We start from the raw sequence: 18,115 nt of genomic DNA on the forward strand, positions 1-18,115 counted from the left end.
TCCATGACTATCAAACCAAATAATTCAGATAAACAAAGAGTGAAAATTTTTAAGGCTTTGGCAGGAGTAAAACGAGAGATTGTTCGTTATTTATTTCATAATCAAAACAAACACAATTGTGGAAGATTGAGACTGCATTAGGGATGAATAAGTATCATCTCAAAATATTATTAGAAGCAAATTTAATTCATGTTGAGCGACAGGGGCAATTTTAATTTATAACTGTAAAGGAGGAAACTTTTCAAGAGTTTTCACCTGGCTTTTTGCCGACTTTGTAGATGCTAAAAAACCATTTTTATTAGGGTTTAGAGGGGATAAGAGAGATGGAAAATATAAGTGTATTAAAAGATGGGCTTTCAATTATATCTCAATGTAAAAAAGAAACAAATGATATTTGGCATGTACATTTCGGAGCAGCTGCCATTGCTAGTTATTTTTTTACGAAAAACAATAACATTGATGAAAAAACTGCCTGTAACATTTATTCTCAAGCGAAAATGATGCTCCATAAGCAAAGGTTAGGCGAAACAATTGATAATAAACAAGGTGTCGATTATCAAAGTGCTGAAGAAACGATAATTAAATCTTTGGAACAAACGATTGATGAACTCCATTGGGTTGGTCATAATGTAATTTACGCTTCTTTAAGTTTACTAGCCATTAAGGAGTTAAGTCATTGGGGGAGTGAGCAAGATATTAATAATATAGCAAACCTTATATTATCGTTTCAAAAAACAATTCCCGGTAGATCTTGGATTGGTTTTACAACTAAAGAAGTAAAGCAACTAATTATAAATAATGAGGAGATTCAAAGCGAAATTAAAAACCCGAAGCAATTATCTGGATTTATTTTAAATGAATTATCTGAATTCAGTGTTATATATAAGGCAGAATCACATCACGATTTAATTGGTCATATGCTTACCTTCTCACATGCGATTAATATATTATATGACTTAGGGCATATAGAATTATTTCAACGAGGAATAAAACCACTATTAAAGCTAGTTTATGTACTTAGAAAAAGTCGCAATTTAATGCCGAATGCCCAAATAATATTGAATTCTACTGTAGATCGTTTACCTCTTACAAAAGCAAAACAAGTTGATACACTTCCGCTAGATAATGCATTCTGGCTTAAAGACTACAGCGAATTTAATTGGGATTTTGGGCACATATTTAAATTTTCATATAGTTATTTTGATCACTTAACAAGGGTTCCAGAATATAAAGATAAAACATTTGAGAAATTCTGTTGTATTATTAATGAGTAAAAGTGTCTAACTTTAAATTAATAGTAAATGGTACACATTCATAAACTAACATATTTATAAAAAATGGTAGAAAATTATAATGACCTGTAATAATAGGCTTAGTTTAAGTCTCTTTTTTTCTTAGTAGTATGTTGTTTTTTCAAATATGTAAGATTTTACATTAGCATGAGACTTTTACTTATTATGTAAGTAGGCTATACTAAAATACATATATTTTGAAATTGGAGCGAATAAAGACGACATGGAATTAGTGAAGTTAGAAAAAATAATTGAATTGAAAAAAGAAGAATTATTGAATCTAGTCTCAAATTATGGACTTCAACATGAAAAAGTAATAGCACTCAGCCAAGAAATTGACAAATTAATAAACTGGTTTATGTTTTTAAAATAGAAAGAACTATGACGTGAGTTGAATATGTTATAGTTCTTTTTTATTTGGTAATTTAGAAATATATTCGATATACTATCAATAAATAGAATATTCAGGTTTAAAGGAGAGGGATAAATGATACTACATACGCATATTTCAGGTGAAGGGGAACCAATTGTGCTTTTACATTCTGGTGGTATGACAGGTTTAGTAGAGTTTGAAGAACAGGTAGAATTTTTTACAGAAAAACAATATAAAGTAATTCGTCCTGATTTGAGGGGACATGGAGAATCAGGAGGTACATTAGATAATTATTTTCTTTGCTCTGCTGATGATTTGAATGATACACTAGAACATTTGCAAATTAATAGTTGTCATATAGCGGGTGTTTCACTAGGGGGGATAGCCGCTTTATTATTTGCGAAAAAATATCCAGATAAAGTGAGGACATTAACTTTTTCAGGTATCTTTCCTATTGAGCGAGATAATTGGGAAGAGTCTCAGGAGTATGAAGTAAAGTGTCATCAACAGTTGATGGAAAATGAAGAAGTTGTAACTTATATGAATCAAATTCATGTAAAAAGTGATTGGAAAGGGTTGCTGAAATCGTGGCAAGTTAAGGAGTGGTACCCATTTCATGAAACAGGTGATGTAGCTAATCTTCAAGTACCTACACTGTGTATTGTTGGGGGAGATTCAGCAGATGAAGTTACAGCCGCTACAACGTTTAAACAATTAAATAACAATATACATATTGCTGTTATTCCGTTTGCAGGTCATTTAGTGCATAATGATCAGCCTAAAATATATTCATATATATTGTCTAATTTCTTACAGAATGCGCAAGCTGCTAGTCGACTATGATAATTTTTGGTTATAATAATAAAGGAATTATTAATTGTATCGGTTAGGGGCGCAGCAAATATGAAAACAGTCGTTGTCATCGGTGGAGGTATTACTGGACTTTCTACTATGTTTTATTTAGAAAAATTAAAGAAGGATTATAATATAGATTTAAATTTAATCCTTATTGAGAAAGAAGAGTATTTAGGTGGTAAAATCCACAGTGTGGAAGAAAATGATTTTATTATGGAATCTGGAGCAGATTCTATTGTAGCTCGTAATGAACATGTTTTGCCGCTTGTAAAAGATTTAAATTTAGAAAATGAAATGGTATATAACGAAACAGGTATTTCTTACATATACTCTGATAACATATTACATCCAATTCCTGCTGACACTATATTTGGGATTCCTATGAGTGTTGAATCATTATTTAGCAGTACGCTAGTCTCAAAAAAAGGGAAAATCGTTGCTTTAAAAGATTTTATTACGAAAAATAAGGAGTTTACAAAGGATACATCACTTGCTGTATTTTTAGAAAGCTTTTTAGGGAAAGAATTAGTGGAAAGACAAATTGCACCTGTGCTTTCAGGTGTATATTCTGGTAAATTGAATGAGCTTACAATGGCATCTACGTTACCATATTTACTTGAGTATAAAAATAAATATGGAAGTATTATTAAAGGTTTTGAAGAGAATAAAAAACAATTTCAGTCAGCAGGAAATAAAAAGTTTGTATCATTTAAAAGTGGACTATCTACGATTATTAATCGCTTAGAAGAAGTGCTGACGGAGACTGTCATTAATAAAGGTGCTGTAACAACAGTGATAAGTAAAAAAGGGGATCGGTATGAGGTTTCTTTTGCAAATCATGAGACAATACAAGCTGATTATGTCGTTTTAGCAGCTCCACATGATATCGCACAAACGTTATTACAGTCTAATGAGTTAAATGAGCATTTTAATAAATTTAAAAATTCATCGCTTATAAGTATTTACTTAGGTTTTGACATACTGGATGAACAACTACCGGCTGACGGCACAGGTTTTATCGTAACGGAAAACAGTGATTTACATTGTGATGCTTGCACATGGACAAGCAGGAAGTGGAAACATACATCTGGTAAACAAAAGCTATTAGTAAGAATGTTTTATAAGAGCACTAATCCAGTATATGAAACGATCAAAAGTTATAGTGAAGAAGAATTAGTACGAGTTGCTTTATATGATATTGAAAAGAGCCTCGGAATTAAAGGTGAACCGGAAGTAATTGAAGTTACAAATTGGAAAGATTTAATGCCGAAATATCATTTAGAACATAATCAAGCTGTTCAATCATTACAAGAAAAATTGGCCGTGCTTTATCCTAATGTATACTTAGCTGGTGCTTCATATTACGGTGTAGGAATTGGTGCTTGTATTGGAAACGGAAAGAATACTGCCAATGAAATAATTACGACATTGAATGAACAGTCAAAATAATAATATTGAATACATATGTAAATAAAATGTCCCTCCAACATAATGGAGGGACATTTTATTTATGATTATTTAACATTAATTACAATCTTTTTATGATTGGCTTTATTCTCTTTAATAGTTAATGTTATTTTTCCAGATTCTTCAAATGAATACGGTGAGAGCCGATAAAGTTCTTTAATACTATGTTTTTCTTTTAATTTATTTGTAGGAATTAATGTTATATTAGGCTTCCATGTTTCCTGTTTGCCTGAAGGGTAGTCTACTATTATTTCTGGATTATTTAATTGTATTGTTTCCCAAGAGACAAAATACAGTTCAACTTCTGCATCTTTTTTTAGTAATTCTTCTGAGAAATAACCAAACTCACCAACATTACCAAAAACAGTGAAATTTTGATTTTGCAATTTAATATCTAAATATCTAGGTTGATATGTTGCTGCGTGATACATTCCGTATGAAAGAGAGAGTGTAGCAGCGATTAATATACCAACTGAAAATGTCTTAAAGCTATTTCCTTTAAAACTTGTCATCATAAATGAGTTTGGTGTGAATTTTTTTGCGAATAAAAAAATGAGTAAAATGAGCAAGAGGGATAAGCCAATGAAAATATACATAAAGTTTAAGCACCTCCGTAAGAAATATTTACTGTTTTTCTATATTTTAACATGAGAAGGTATAAATTAGGGGTGGTTTTTAGAGGGGAATTAATAAATACAACGAAGTTATATATTATTAAGAGGATAAACATCGCTAGAAATATTTGATTTGTGGGACATTAAGGACTTTCCTAATTATAAATACTTTTTCTGCTATAATAAATGAGTAGAGAGAAAGGAGTGATCCTATGGTATTTCCTATGTTAGAAACAGAACGCTTGCGCTTAGTTGAAATAGAACAATCTTATTGTCAAAAAATATATGAAATATTCTCATTAGATGAGGTAACGTGTTATTACGGTATGAATTCTTTTACTGAGTTTGGACAAGCTTCACGTATGATTGAATCTTTTTCAAAAAATTACTTTGAGAAAAAGGCAATGCGTTGGGGGATTGTATTAAAAGACACAAATAATTTAGTAGGAACAATTGGATTAAATAATTTACAACTTTGGAGTAAACGCTCAGAGATTGGATATGATTTGCATCCTCGTTATTGGGGGAATGGTTATGCTTCTGAAGCTGCTCGAGAAATTATTACTTATGGATTTCGAGATTTAGGCTTATTTAGAATTGGAGCTATTACATATCCTGAAAATATAACTTCGTGTAATATGTTATCTAAATTAGGTTTTCAACAAGAAGGGCTGTTACGTGGATACATTCATCAAGGAAATAAACAACACGATGCATTAATGTATTCTATTGTACGAACAGATGTAGAGGATATTCATTATTAATAAAAAAGCCCCTCTTATTTAAAATAAGAGGGGCTTGTAAAAATCAACCTATTTTAGGTAATAAACGTTCTCCGCTTTTCATACTACTTTTACATAAAGGGCATTTAGGCTCTTCTTCAAATGAAAAGTTCTTTCTCATCCATCCTAAACAATCCTCTGATTCACATTCCCAAACAGGGGTTTGTTCTGGTGGTACTTCTGCTACATCGTTCTTTCGATTGCGATACATGTAACCACTCCTTTTATGTAAAAATTTTTAGTTATATATTAAAAAGGTTGTTAACCGAGCTGGTAACAACCTTTTTATTGATTGAATTATAGCTTTACAACGTTTTTAGCTTGAGGTCCACGGTTACCGTCTTCAACTTCGAAGCTAACTTCTTGACCTTCGTCAAGAGATTTGAAGCCGTCGCCAGTGATAGCTGAGAAGTGAACGAATACGTCGCTACCGTCTGCAACTTCGATGAAACCGAAACCTTTTTCGCTGTTAAACCATTTTACTTTACCTGTTAATGTCATGGTAATGCCTCCTAAAATTTAAAAAGATTACAATATGATCGGCCTTATTCGATTGAAAATAAAAGTTCACATATTATCAAAAATCCATAAGGAGTACAAAACATTCCTGATTGATACTTGATAATATGCAAAGAAAATATAGTGCTAAATTGACCTTAATTACTATCCTACAACAAATGGTGGGAAATAGCAAGTGCTGGTAATATCAGTGAATGAATTGGGTGATACTGGTAAAAGACACGAAGACATCTCTTTTATTTATATATTATTCCTAATCTGAATTTATTCCAAACAGAAATCATTTATTTTAAAAAATATGTTTAAGGGAAACGATATATATTTTAAGAATACAGATGATTACAATAATAAGGAGGATAGAATATTGCTAAATAAACAATTTAAAATAATTGAAGCAGCAAAAGAAGGAAGAAGAAAAGTTCATCCTATTTTCGCTGTTATACTTGCAATTGTATTTTTAACTTTAGGTGAATTTTTCATGTTGTTTATGCTGTTTTTACCGAAAGCGGATACATCATTTGTAAAGGCAATTTATAATAATATTGAGATGATATTTACGTTTGGTGGGGCTATATTTTTTATTTTTTTATGGATTAGGTTTGTAGAGAAAAGGTCATTTTCATCCATTGGTTTTTGGAAAGTGCAATGGATGAGAAAGTATTTGAGAGGTGCGTTAATAGGATTTGTCTTCATTTCAATACCAGTAATTGTGCTTATATTAACAGGGATTGTAAAACTACAAATGCAACAAATTACGGCAACCGCCATATTTGGTATTGTAGGATCTTTAATTGCTTTTTTAATACAAGGTGCAACGGAAGAAATTATTGTACGAGGCTGGTTATTTCCAGTTATTTCTGTTAGAAGTCGTATATGGGTTGGGATTATAGTGACGTCCTTTTTATTTGGTTTTCTGCATTTACTTAATCCTGGTATTACAATCCTTTCAATATCGAATATAATATTAGTTGGTGTATTTGCAGCTTTTTACGTATTAAAGGACAGTAGTCTTTGGGGGATTTGTGCATGGCATTCCATTTGGAATTGGGCACAATATAATGTCTATGGTTTTGCAGTTAGTGGCATGACGATATATTCAACACCACTATTTAAACCTGTAACAAATGGCAATGAAGTCCTTCATGGAGGCTCATTTGGTATTGAAGGTAGTATCATTACAACAATAATGCTTTCTATCGCTTCAATCGTTTTATGGAGACAGTTATGGGGGAGAAGAGCGAAACAACGAGATTTTAGTTAATGAAAGTGGGAGAAACTATGGGGATTATAGCGTTTGAGGGAGCGAGTGCTGTTGGTAAGAGTAGCACATGCCGTGAACTAGAAAACAATTATGGAGCATTCATTATACCTGAAGTGAATTTTTTATTTGAAAGACCAAAAAATGAACATAGAACATGGTATTTTGAAAAACAAGTAGAGCGCTGGAATATAGCAGTGCAGAAGTCGCAGCAATATGAATTAGTAATACTCGATGGGGATATATATCAGCCACTTAGTTATAATTGGTGTTTTCATTTTGATATATTTAATCAGCCGTTATCTTTAATAGAAAACTTTTATAAAGAAAAGATGATAAATAGAGAAATTGGTTTTCCAGATCAATATTTTTATTTATATACAAGTGATGAAGAGCTTAGAAAACGGAAAGAGTCTGATGGGACGAAAAAAAGAAGAAACTTTGAAAAACATTTACATATATCTAAAGCATTTCAGCGTTATTATGAAAATCTCAATACCGTCACAGACGGGTACTGTAAATTGATTGAAGCAAAAAGTATAAAGTCGAATGAATTAGAAATTGTGAAAAGTTTAAACAGCTTAAAAGTATGTGAAGAAAGACGTTTTGATGTTTCGAGGTTAGATGTTATTACGAAGTGGTTAAAAGAAAATCGTGCATAAAGTAAAAACAACGAGTGTTTTAGAAGGCGCTCGTTGTTTTTTTGTTTCCATATAAATATAAAGGGAAATTTTGTAGAATATCTTTATTTTTTAACAGAATAATCTTTCAATTTCACGAAAAAAGAAATACAATATAAGGAAATATATATAAATAATATGATAGGGGATGGGATGAACTATTTTGAATGAAGGAACTGTTTTATATAAGAAATAATGAGGTAGTAAGAACAGAGATATTTGGGAGGAAACAAGCAAGATGAAAACATTATTTAAAATCATAGGAATTATAGCTGGTATGGCGGTAATCGGGGTAGGTGTAACGTATGGTATGCTGTATTATCTGAATAATAGTAAACCAGCTGCGAAAAAGGCATCACCAGCCGCTCCGGCAGTAGAAGTGCTAGCTGATAGTAATGTAAAAACTGAAGATGCAAAGCTTTTAGAAAATGGCAATCATTCATTACCGAATAGTGGTTTTAATAAAAATTTTAAGTGGACAGATGAGAACATACAGACAGCACTACATGAAATGGCACATCAAAAAACGAAAGCTGATCAAAAATGGGGCTATATTTTTATTACACAAGAACGTATTGAAAGTTTACTTGAAATTATAAATAGTAATGATGTTGCACAAAAAAGTACATATGTGGATATTTTAGAACGATGGAAACAAGGAAAATATGAAAAGGTTGATGTAGACCACAACAAGATTTGGAAATTACAAAGTGGGAATTTAGGAGAAGGGAAAGGAGTAATGTCAGAAAAGGAGCAAAAAGAATTAATTAATCAAGTTTTTATACAAAAAGGTACATATTCAGGTAGTAAATTAATTGCAGGTGAGGTACAAGCTAATAAATAATATACATATTGATTTTGAAACACCTGTATTGTTATGAACACAAATGTTTTAATAAAAATGAGTAATTGCTTTTTAGAGCAGTTACTCATTTTTGTTATTACTCGCTTACTTTTCTATTCTCTCTAATAATGTAAGAAACGATTGCAAAACTGGGGATATCCATCTAGATTTATGATAGATTACGTGGCTTTGAATGACGGCTGGAGTTTCGATGGGCTGAAAACAGAGTTGTTCTTTTTGATTACTTTCTTGTACAACGATGTAAGGGAGAATAGAAATTCCTAACTCACACATAACGGATTGTTTAATGACTTCAACATTGGAAGTCTCAAATGTTTTATTAGGATTTCTTCCGCTTTGACGTAAAAAACGATCTACCATTGGTCTATAGCCACAGCTTTGTTCTGTAAATATAAATTGAGTATCTTGTAATAAAAGGAGTGGATCAGTGTTTGAAGGGAAATGAGCAGGGAAAATCCATCCAAATGTTTCATTACATAAATTGCACGTAATAAAATCATTATGCTCTATACTTTCTCCAATTATGAAGATAACATCGGTTTCTCCTTCATGTAATTTTTTCAATGCTTGCTCATTGGTATTTGTCTCAAGTACGATATTTACTTTCGGATTTTCCTGTTTGTAAGTACGTAATAATTGTGGTAACCGATACACTGCCAATGATTCATTAGATGTAATAGCCAATGTTCCTTCTAAATGGTCACTGTTTTGAGGGATTTCTTGCGCTTTATCATAAATAGTAAGTAATTCTAATGCATACGGATGAAATTGATGACCTGCTTTTGTAAGAAGTATTTTTTTTCCTAATCGATCGAATAGGGGAATGTTTAAATCGTTCTCTAACGCTTTAATATGGGCTGTCACAGTAGATTGCGCATAACCTAATGCATGAGCAGCTTTAGAAAAGCTACCATATTTAACAATGGCACAAAATGTTTTAACATGTCTCATTTCCATAAATGATACCTCTTTTATTATCATGATTTGTGAATGATTATATCATGTATTTCAATTTTTCAAATCATTAAATTTCTTTTAAAATTAAGTTGTGGAGAAATTCATTCAATTGAAAATGGAGGAGAAAAAATGAGTGAAAAGAGCTATCATGTAGCTGTAGTTGGAGCTACAGGCGCAGTAGGGCAAAAAATCATTGCATTGTTAGAGAGAGTAACGAAATTTAATATAGAAGAAATTACATTACTCTCGTCAAAACGATCTGCTGGTAAGATAGTACAATTTAAAGGACGAGAGATTAAAATACAAGAGGCAAAATCAACTAGTTTTGAAGGTGTAGACATTGCCTTTTTTAGCGCTGGGGGAGAAGTTTCTAGACAATATGTAAATCATGCAGTTTCTAGTGGTACAATCGTAATTGACAACACAAGTGAATACCGAATGGCACACGATGTACCACTCGTCGTTCCAGAAGTAAATGCACATACTTTAAGGGAACATAAAAGGATCATTGCAGTTCCGAATTGCTCAGCACTACAGATGGTAACAGCTCTTCAGCCAATTCGAAAATCATTTGGTTTAGAACGAATTATTGTTTCAACGTATCAAGCCGTATCAGGCTCAGGAATTCATGCGATTCATGAATTAAAAGAACAAGCTAAGTCAATGCTTACAGGTGAAGAAGTGAAGAGCACTATATTACCAGTGAAAAAAGATAAAAAACATTATCCAATTGCATTTAATGTATTGCCGCAAGTGGATATATTTACAGACAATGATTTCACATTCGAAGAAGTAAAGATGATTCAAGAGACGAAGAAAATTTTAGAAGATCCAAATCTGAAAATGGCAGCTACTTGCGTCAGAGTTCCAGTTGTATCGGGGCATTCTGAATCAGTTTATATTGAACTTGAAAAAGAAGCGACCGTTGCAGAAATTAAAGAAGTACTACTGAATGCACCAGGTGTTATTTTACAAGATAATCCTAGTGAACAAATTTATCCAACGCCATTATATGCAGAGGGTAAAAGAGATACATTTGTAGGTAGAATACGTAAAGATCCTGATACAGCAAAAGGATTCCATCTTTGGATCGTTTCTGATAATTTATTAAAAGGTGCTGCTTGGAACTCAGTTCAAATCGCAGAGACATTGGTGGAAAATGGGATTATTTAGTATGGATTTATATAAATATTGAAAATAGAAGGATATTTGGGAAACCGTTAATTATAATGGTTTCCTGTTTTTTACTTAATGAGTATTTTCCTCTTACTTCAATTAAAATTTAATTTAAGTTAGTTTTTATAGTGTTTTTATAAATATCAACTTTATCTGCAGAGAATTTTAAAAATCTAGGCTCTCCGTTAATTGTGAGATTAATATTAAGTGATAAAGGCATTTCAACCTTTTTCATTACATCTTCTATAGCAATATACTCATCTTCTTTTTCGTTATAAAAACAATGGAACTAATTAATACCTCATTATTTTCAATATCAATACTACACATCATAGGGAATTTCTCATCATTATGTATTATTAATTCGCCAAGTACTATTGAACCGTTTAATTCTTCTGTAAAATTTATTGTTTCCACTGGTTTTACCCACGTTTCATCGCACTCTTCATTTTCCGCTTCATCTATTGCCCATTCCCATATTGGGTTTTGTTTCAGGTCCTCAATAGTTAATTCATCAATTGGTTTGCTATTACACATTAATATATACTCCTTTTGCCCTGAAAATGGATGAGTAAAAAATTTATTCATTAATTGTAAAATGTGGCTATTTGCAATCCTATAAATACAAGTTTGCTCGTTTCAATAAATAGTTGATCGCAAATAAGAAGTTTCAATGTAGAGTATTATCCATTTGATATTATTAAATCTAGTTTTGTAATGTTGAACTTATTTTTACAACCTATTAAAAGTCTATTCTTACGGTAATCTTAACAAGGTTTTAACTAGACAGTAAATAATGCCTTTTGAAAAGGAAAACCGTGGTTGTGATGGGGGAAATAGCAAAAAACATCAAGAATGAACAAAAGTGTTTTGGTATGATATGGAATATATTCAATGTGAGGGGGAGATTATGGTGTATCAAGTAAAGGGGTACTTTTCATCGCTAAAAGGAAGTCATTATGAAGTTGGAAAACAGCAAGGGGAGTTTGTGAAAAATCATCCGTATCTCATTCCACAATTTATGCAGCAAGAAAATTTAATATCAGATAGCCATTGGACAGAATCTAGAAAAGTACTAAAACAATATTGTCCAGGAATTAATGAAGAAATTGAAGGGTTTTGCGAAGTATTGAAAATCCCTTCTAGAAATATGATGTATTATTATCAAACACTATTAAAAGCAGGTTGTAGTCATTGTGCAGTATTACCTAGAAAAACTGATTCAGAGCATACATATGTATTAAGAAATTATGATTTATCACCGAGAATAGATGATATGCGTTTTTGCTCGACGCATGTTGAAGGTGCATATGCACATAGTGGCTTTTCTACTCAATATTTTGGACGAACAGAAGGAATTAACGAGCATGGGTTATCTGTTACATTTTCGGCATGTGGTCAACCTGTAGGGAATATTGATGGTTTAAGAAAGCCGATGGTAAATGGTTTGCAATGTTTTGCGGTAATTCGGGTATTATTGGAGAAATGTCAAAATGTGCAGGAGGCTAAGATATTAATAGAAGAAATGCCAATTGCAAGTAACATTAATATAATTGTAGCTGATCCTTTAAAAGCGGCACATATAGGGATTTTTGATGGTTTTAAATCAACAACAACTAAAGAAGACAGTCAAGGCTTTATCGTATCAACTAATCATGCGGTTAGTTCATCCATTCAAAAATTAAATAACAGGAGACTAGAGCAATCTACGAAGAGATATCACATTTTACATGAGCATTTAAACCGAAATGAACAGGTGAGTATGGAATCTTTAAAAGGATTGGTAGAAGAAGAATATCCTGCAGGGGTGACGGTGCATAATTATGAAGAGTGGTTTGGGACTTTGCATTCTGTATTATTTGATTTACAGGATCGTACATTGAATATTTGCTTCGGATCGCCACTTTTCAACGAGTGGCACTCATTGAAAGTTGGAGAAAGCCTTCCGTTTTCTCAAGTGAATGTGAACTTTGAAAATAGTGAATATACTGATTTTTGAAGAGAAAAGTGAGTTGATTCCTAAAGAATAAAAGGAATAATGTGGTAAAATGGAGGGGGCGGAAATAGACAGGAGGGGTTGATATTGCTACAAGCCATGTTACCATTTGTTCTTATCTTATTTTTAGTCGTTTCGATGTATATAACTTATCAAAAAAGAAAAAAATCAGGGATAAAAGGATTAAAAAGTGCATTAACTTCTAGTTGTTGCTTTTTAATTGCAATCTTAAATTTGTTTGCATATTGGTTTCATTTTGGTGGTATTTTTACTTGGTTATTTTCAATCGTATTATTGCTAGTTGGAGCATATTTTACAAAATATATTCCAATCTCAAAAAAGGTGCACTAAAATTATATGAGTTTAATATGTAATGTTTTATTTCAATGTGCTATAGATGCCTTTAAATCAATGCTTTTGAGCATTTTGATATGTGTTTGCAAACACATATCAAAATATACTCTTCGCGAATGTTTTCACTGCATCTTCTTGCATATTGGGTAAGACATGAGAATATACCCTTAAAGTTAAAGAGATATCAAATGCCAATGACAGAATTCATGAAGTTTGTAAAGTGCGAGAACGAAGGTGTTTTTGACATCAAGCAGATGTACAACGCGGAAAAAGCTTTCAAGAAAGTGCAGAACCACCGAAATCTACATTTTGCTTACATGGGTATGCGAGTAAATGTAGCTGGCAAGTGGGGTACAATCGTTGGAAACTGGAAAACTAATTTGTTCGATGGGGAAATAGAAGCGTACAACTGCCACCCTTATTGGGAAATTGCTTACTTCGATGAAGAGGGCAATGTGGTTCATAGCTGTCAAAAGGGAGAGTATGCGATATAAGTAAAAAAGGACGAGCAGTCGTACCTACTGTCCTTTATAGGAGAAAAATTATTCTGGACTAGAACTACGAATAACCAGAAAACGCACTTTTAACCAGTGTTGTCAAAGATGTAATAATTTATGCAACAAAAAAGCTTAGTCGGAATTCAAAACACCAAAATGGCTTGCATTGGTAAACAGGCTCAAAAGTAGTATATGCAAAATGAAAAATTCCATACAAAAAGCAGACAACAATTTTGGTTGTCTGCCAGTGAGTCGAATGAGTTAGCTAATTGTGATAAATTGCTTTCCCATTACAAGAAGAGTGAAGCTGCTAGTTCAAACAGCTTGTAGGTAGTCTTTTCGATATTTTAAAAAATATACAGAGAAAGCAGATAAGTGACGAATCTACCTGCTTCTGCTGTAACAAAAGAAAGAAGTATTAGCCGTGGATACGGCGGCTTGAAAATAGTATGTATTGGTTTTGAAAAAATATTCAAGGAGTGAAGGGAAATGGGATGGGGACAAATTTGAGGGCTATTCACTCGAACAGCTTCGTACCCGTCACAGTCGTTATCCTATTGTGACGGGTATCTGACTTATATTATTGAGGGAACGGGACGGAAGGATGCCACGGTATTGTTACAGGAATCCAGACGGACCTGCGCGCTTACCCCAGCATTCGCGAGTTGCGTCACGGCATTCAAGATAGCAGATCTTCTGCCAGATTTGACGGCTACGTTATAGTTCACGACTAGGGGCGAACTGGGTCCTGATGGGGAAAGCGATTGAGAATTGCTTGATGATAGGTTGTTCTTAACGTGACGTTCGCTGTCAGCGTGAAACCTTCTATAGTAATGCCAGTCAGCGTTGTCCCATTAAATGAGGTGAGTTTGACTGTAAGCATGTAACGGTTTTGCATATTTATTTTTCCTTTATTATTAGACTCAATTTATTTTATGCTTGTCTAACAATTTAGTGTAGACACTTGCATCATAATAAGTTGAAAGATATATAAGATTATATTTTGATAAGGCGTGGGGATAAAAAGAAGGCAGTTGAACAAAAACGTTATTTGAATAAAAGCTAGTGGACTAGTTTTTAACACTCACTGAAATTAATACTCATAATATACTTTGTAATAACTTATATGGAAGTGAGTTGAATACTAATGTTTTATTCATATTTTGATACCCGAGATAGAATGCGTCCGTATGGTACGGCGGGTATTACGTATAGCGGAGCACAAAGTACAATTCAAGCTGTTCAACAAGCGTTACAAGCACAGCAGCAAATGCAACAAATACAGCAAGGCATACAACCGTACTATTTATCTATGGAGTATTATTATCCAATGCATCATATTACACCATACGGAATTTCTGTTTCAACAATTCCATATGGAACTGTATACAATTTATAAAAATATGCGGGGGAATAAATTTGAGTATTTATATAAGGGCGCAAGTACAGAGCGCCCTTATAAGAAATGATTCGTATCTGATGAATTAATATTCAATTAAATGTGTAATTAAGATTAATATAAAAATTTTATTTTGTATGTATTTGAAACACGAAAAGAGCACTTAATAAAGTGCTCTCATGACGAGATCATTCACTCAAAAGAAAGGAATACACCATATCATACGAAAATATTTTGAAATGCTCTTGGGTAAATTAATTATTATTTGTAAAAAAAAGCAGCTAGCAAAAGCTAACTGCTCGGATATGATGGGGATTAATGGAAGAAAAGAGAAATATGATTAGTGTCTCTCTGTTTTTTATATTATTCGCAAATAAATCCGGTTGCTATACCAGTTGGAGCAACACCTACTGGGACCGTATCAATAACCGTATTTGTAGCAGTATTGATGACAGAAACAGTATTACTAGCTTGGTTTGTAACATAGGCGCGAGTGCCATCTGGTATGATAGTCACTTGGTCTGGTGATAGTGCAACCGGAATGGTATCGATGACGGTGTTTGTCAACGTACTTATTACAGATACATTATTACTTACTTTATTTACAACGTAAATACGAGCTCCATCCGGTGTAATAGCTATACCAACAGGTTCGGTACCTACGTTAATTGTATCAATAACGGAATTTGTAGCGGTGTTAATAACAGAAACAGTATTGCTGTTTTGATTTGTGACATAAGCACGAGTCCCATCTAGTGTGAAGACGATTATCCTAGGTCGAATACCGACATTAATGGTACCAACAACTGTGTTGGTAGCAGTAGCGATAACAGAAATTGTATTACTTAATTCGTTTGCAACATACGCAAGGGTCCCATTTGGAGAAACAGTAATTCCTTGCGGAGCGATTCCAACATTAATGGTACCAACAACTGTGTTGGTAGCAGCGTTAATAACAGAAACTGTATTATTACCATGATTTCCAACATAAACAGTTGTGTTATCGGGAGAAACAGCTACACCAATCGGGTTAGTTCCAACAGGGATGGTATCGATAACTGTATTAGTGGCAGTATCAATAACGGAAACTGTATTAGAAAAAATATTAGTAACATAAGCACGAGCCCCATTTGGAGAAACTGTTACTTCAAGAGGGGCATTATCTACAGTAATTGTAGCGACTACTGTATTTGTCCCGGTGTTAATAACAGAAACTGTATCATCTGCAGGATCATCAATGGCTCCTGCGTTTGTAGCATAAACAAGGAAATTACATCCAGGTCCCGTCGGCCCAGTAGGCCCAGTAGGTCCCGTCGGTCCAGTTGGCCCCGGTGGGCAATCACAATCTCCCGATGGCCCAGTAGGTCCCGGTGGTCCTTCAGGCCCTTGAATACCTTGCACGCCTTGAGGTCCAGTAGGTCCTTCAGGCCCTTCAGTTCCTTGAATGCCCTGCACGCCTTGAGGTCCAGTAGGTCCTTCAGGTCCTTCAGGCCCTTCAGGCCCTTGAATGCCTTGCACGCCTTGAGGTCCAGTAGGTCCTGGTGGCCCAGGAACTCCTGTTCCTGTCCCTGAACCAGTAGGTCCTGGTGGTCCTTGAATGCCTTGAATACCTTGCACACCTTGAGGTCCAGTAGGTCCTTCAGGCCCTTCAGGCCCTTCAGTTCCTTGAATGCCTTGCACGCCTTGAGGTCCAGTAGGTCCTTCAGGCCCTTCAGGCCCCGTAGGCCCCGTCGTTCCAGTAATGTTTAATAGTGAACTATTCAAGACTCCTTGTAAAATTAAGCTAAATGTCTGCTGTAACAAGGGGTCCGATATATTTGAACAACTAATAAGTGAAGACAAGTTTTGGAATAGAAATTGGAATAATGCTGAGATTTGAGTGAGAGTTGCAGTAGGTAAGGAATTGATTAATTGGTTTATAGTTCGTAAAACTAAATTTCTATTTGGTGTATTTGGTTGTACTGCTATTAATAAATCATTTAATGCCTGTAATGCTGTTTGGAGTATTTGTCTAGTTGTAGGATTTGGTGTTGTGAAGAAAGAAAGGATAGCTTGGTTTAATTGGTTTATTATTTGCAATAATTCTTGTTGTTGAGAATTTGAGAAAAAAACAGGTGTACAACAATTACTTTGATTACAAGGGGATACAGAAATAAAGCAGGGGCGCTGAAACTTATCACACGAATTTGGTGAATTTGACTTATTATTATGTCTCATAAATAACTCCTCTAAAAAATTTTAAATGTTAGATATGTCTTGATAATTTATATTAGCAACTGAGTTTAAAGTATTTATGGGTATATGTTTAATATGAAATGTTCAGAAATTTTTCTTCCTTCAAAGTATATGTCAATAAAGTGAAGATGATCTTATTTTACATGTAATCATATATATAAATAAAATGAAGATACTTTTATAGTACATATAATCAATACTTAGTTACTAATAGGATGTTGTAATCATAGGAATAGAAGATATTATGACATATGATTTTATTAATATGACTCGCATTCCATATAACGGGCATCTGATTTGAATTTTTTCCAGTATCTTAATACATTTAAGAGACTGGATTGTTTAGTGGAAATAAAACTTAATAAAATAATCCTTTGTGCGACACGTTTCCTCATAAGTGTGCAAACACGAAGTAGGAGGGTTATTAATTTGATAACAACAACTGTTTGACTGAAAGTAGGAATGAAAGCCGTCAGGTTGAGCTGAAACTACTTATCTAATACTCCTACATGCAAGGCGTGATAGTAGTCACAAATTGTATGAAGCTAGGTGAAGTCGGCTGAACAAAACCTAAGTGAGAAATCATATGGTAATGGATAGGTCGGGATGCTACAAAATATCTATGGTGAGAATGTCTAAAATAACGGACTGGCGAACTTGCGAATGTACGGGTCTAAATTATTAATACAATAGAAATTTGTATGTCGTCAATGATGACGTTATCTACCGAAAAGTAAGAGTAAAGGATACGAAATTCGGAACATCTAACGATGAGGGTGTAAAGATAACAGGCTTA

19 protein-coding genes and 2 pseudogenes are annotated in these 18,115 nt (G+C 33.5%); 13 read left to right on the forward strand and 8 right to left on the reverse strand.

The window, feature by feature from the left end; all coding sequences use genetic code 11:
* Nucleotides 1-323 precede the first annotated feature (323 nt).
* From QCI77_RS11990 to QCI77_RS12005, 4 genes are all read left to right on the forward strand, one after another.
* The gene (locus QCI77_RS11990) at nt 324-1,274 is read left to right on the forward strand and encodes a hypothetical protein (protein WP_113768938.1); all 951 of its coding nucleotides are present in this window, start codon (nt 324-326) and stop codon (nt 1,272-1,274) included.
* 241 nt (nt 1,275-1,515) lie between these two features.
* Nucleotides 1,516-1,665, forward strand: a complete 150-nt coding sequence (locus tag QCI77_RS11995; RefSeq protein ID WP_002012842.1) for an aspartyl-phosphate phosphatase Spo0E family protein — start codon at nt 1,516-1,518, stop codon at nt 1,663-1,665.
* A gap of 114 nt (nt 1,666-1,779) precedes the next feature.
* The gene (locus QCI77_RS12000) at nt 1,780-2,508 is read left to right on the forward strand and encodes an alpha/beta fold hydrolase (protein WP_002141734.1); all 729 of its coding nucleotides are present in this window, start codon (nt 1,780-1,782) and stop codon (nt 2,506-2,508) included.
* Between the two features lie 60 nt (nt 2,509-2,568).
* Entirely contained in the window at nt 2,569-3,969 is a 1,401-nt protein-coding gene (locus tag QCI77_RS12005) for a protoporphyrinogen oxidase (protein ID WP_002031950.1), read from the forward strand.
* Between the two features lie 65 nt (nt 3,970-4,034).
* On the opposite strand, the gene QCI77_RS12010 is transcribed toward QCI77_RS12005, so the two are convergent.
* Complete coding sequence (locus QCI77_RS12010) at nt 4,035-4,583, reverse strand: hypothetical protein (RefSeq protein WP_002127343.1); 549 nt, start codon at nt 4,581-4,583, stop codon at nt 4,035-4,037.
* A 230-nt stretch (nt 4,584-4,813) separates the two neighbouring features.
* Here QCI77_RS12010 and QCI77_RS12015 point away from each other — a divergent pair, with 230 nt between their 5' ends.
* Nucleotides 4,814-5,365, forward strand: a complete 552-nt coding sequence (locus QCI77_RS12015; protein ID WP_002031946.1) for a GNAT family N-acetyltransferase — start codon at nt 4,814-4,816, stop codon at nt 5,363-5,365.
* Between the two features lie 43 nt (nt 5,366-5,408).
* On the opposite strand, the gene QCI77_RS12020 is transcribed toward QCI77_RS12015, so the two are convergent.
* Together QCI77_RS12020 and cspD are read right to left on the reverse strand one after the other, a co-directional pair.
* A complete protein-coding gene (locus QCI77_RS12020; RefSeq protein ID WP_000286202.1) occupies nt 5,409-5,594 on the reverse strand; it encodes a cold-shock protein in 186 nt (61 codons plus the stop codon).
* Nucleotides 5,595-5,680: 86 nt separating this feature from the next.
* The gene (cspD, locus tag QCI77_RS12025; protein WP_002012849.1) at nt 5,681-5,884 is read right to left on the reverse strand and encodes a cold-shock protein CspD; all 204 of its coding nucleotides are present in this window, start codon (nt 5,882-5,884) and stop codon (nt 5,681-5,683) included.
* A 382-nt stretch (nt 5,885-6,266) separates the two neighbouring features.
* On the opposite strand from cspD, the gene QCI77_RS12030 reads away from it, so the two are divergent.
* From QCI77_RS12030 to QCI77_RS12040, 3 genes are all read left to right on the forward strand, one after another.
* Nucleotides 6,267-7,163 carry a CPBP family intramembrane glutamic endopeptidase gene (locus tag QCI77_RS12030; protein WP_113768941.1) on the forward strand — a complete coding sequence of 299 codons (897 nt, stop codon included), beginning with the start codon at nt 6,267-6,269 and terminating at the stop codon, nt 7,161-7,163.
* A 17-nt stretch (nt 7,164-7,180) separates the two neighbouring features.
* Nucleotides 7,181-7,822 (forward strand): AAA family ATPase, encoded by a 642-nt coding sequence (locus QCI77_RS12035; RefSeq protein WP_061688797.1) that lies wholly within the window; start codon nt 7,181-7,183, stop codon nt 7,820-7,822.
* 256 nt (nt 7,823-8,078) lie between these two features.
* Complete coding sequence (locus QCI77_RS12040; protein WP_113768942.1) at nt 8,079-8,684, forward strand: PRK06770 family protein; 606 nt, start codon at nt 8,079-8,081, stop codon at nt 8,682-8,684.
* Nucleotides 8,685-8,789: 105 nt separating this feature from the next.
* Here QCI77_RS12040 and QCI77_RS12045 read toward each other — a convergent pair whose 3' ends face one another.
* Entirely contained in the window at nt 8,790-9,662 is an 873-nt protein-coding gene (locus tag QCI77_RS12045; RefSeq protein ID WP_002127351.1) for a LysR family transcriptional regulator, read from the reverse strand.
* 129 nt (nt 9,663-9,791) lie between these two features.
* Between QCI77_RS12045 and QCI77_RS12050 the strand changes: the two genes are divergently transcribed.
* A complete protein-coding gene (locus tag QCI77_RS12050; RefSeq protein ID WP_113768943.1) occupies nt 9,792-10,835 on the forward strand; it encodes an aspartate-semialdehyde dehydrogenase in 1,044 nt (347 codons plus the stop codon).
* Nucleotides 10,836-10,944: 109 nt separating this feature from the next.
* Here the strand turns inward: QCI77_RS12050 and QCI77_RS12055 are convergent, their stop codons facing one another.
* Together QCI77_RS12055 and QCI77_RS12060 are read right to left on the reverse strand one after the other, a co-directional pair.
* The gene (locus QCI77_RS12055; RefSeq protein ID WP_255220432.1) at nt 10,945-11,073 is read right to left on the reverse strand and encodes a hypothetical protein; all 129 of its coding nucleotides are present in this window, start codon (nt 11,071-11,073) and stop codon (nt 10,945-10,947) included.
* A gap of 8 nt (nt 11,074-11,081) precedes the next feature.
* Nucleotides 11,082-11,375, reverse strand: a complete 294-nt coding sequence (locus tag QCI77_RS12060) for a hypothetical protein (RefSeq protein WP_002168401.1) — start codon at nt 11,373-11,375, stop codon at nt 11,082-11,084.
* A gap of 376 nt (nt 11,376-11,751) precedes the next feature.
* Here QCI77_RS12060 and QCI77_RS12065 point away from each other — a divergent pair.
* Nucleotides 11,752-12,868, forward strand: a pseudogene (locus QCI77_RS12065) (C45 family autoproteolytic acyltransferase/hydrolase).
* A 53-nt stretch (nt 12,869-12,921) separates the two neighbouring features.
* Nucleotides 12,922-13,185 carry a hypothetical protein gene (locus QCI77_RS12070; RefSeq protein ID WP_113768944.1) on the forward strand — a complete coding sequence of 88 codons (264 nt, stop codon included), beginning with the start codon at nt 12,922-12,924 and terminating at the stop codon, nt 13,183-13,185.
* A 99-nt stretch (nt 13,186-13,284) separates the two neighbouring features.
* Here the strand turns inward: QCI77_RS12070 and QCI77_RS30930 are convergent.
* A pseudogene (locus QCI77_RS30930) lies at nt 13,285-13,374 on the reverse strand (tyrosine-type recombinase/integrase); the annotation flags it as partial.
* A 68-nt stretch (nt 13,375-13,442) separates the two neighbouring features.
* Between QCI77_RS30930 and QCI77_RS12080 the strand changes: the two are divergent.
* Together QCI77_RS12080 and QCI77_RS12085 are read left to right on the forward strand one after the other, a co-directional pair.
* On the forward strand, nt 13,443-13,682 hold the full coding sequence (locus tag QCI77_RS12080; protein WP_353825806.1) for a hypothetical protein: 240 nt from the start codon (nt 13,443-13,445) through the stop codon (nt 13,680-13,682).
* A gap of 1,150 nt (nt 13,683-14,832) precedes the next feature.
* Nucleotides 14,833-15,084 (forward strand): DUF3947 family protein, encoded by a 252-nt coding sequence (locus QCI77_RS12085; RefSeq protein ID WP_002085634.1) that lies wholly within the window; start codon nt 14,833-14,835, stop codon nt 15,082-15,084.
* A gap of 363 nt (nt 15,085-15,447) precedes the next feature.
* Here QCI77_RS12085 and QCI77_RS12090 read toward each other — a convergent pair whose 3' ends face one another.
* Nucleotides 15,448-17,301, reverse strand: coding sequence for a YVTN family beta-propeller repeat protein (locus QCI77_RS12090; protein WP_353824950.1), 1,854 nt, complete (start codon nt 17,299-17,301; stop codon nt 15,448-15,450).
* Nucleotides 17,302-18,115 lie beyond the last annotated feature (814 nt).

Origin of the sequence: Bacillus cereus group sp. MG9 (genome assembly GCF_040459995.1) — a bacterium.
In the GTDB taxonomy this organism is placed as follows: Bacteria; Bacillota; Bacilli; order Bacillales; family Bacillaceae_G; genus Bacillus_A; species Bacillus_A mycoides.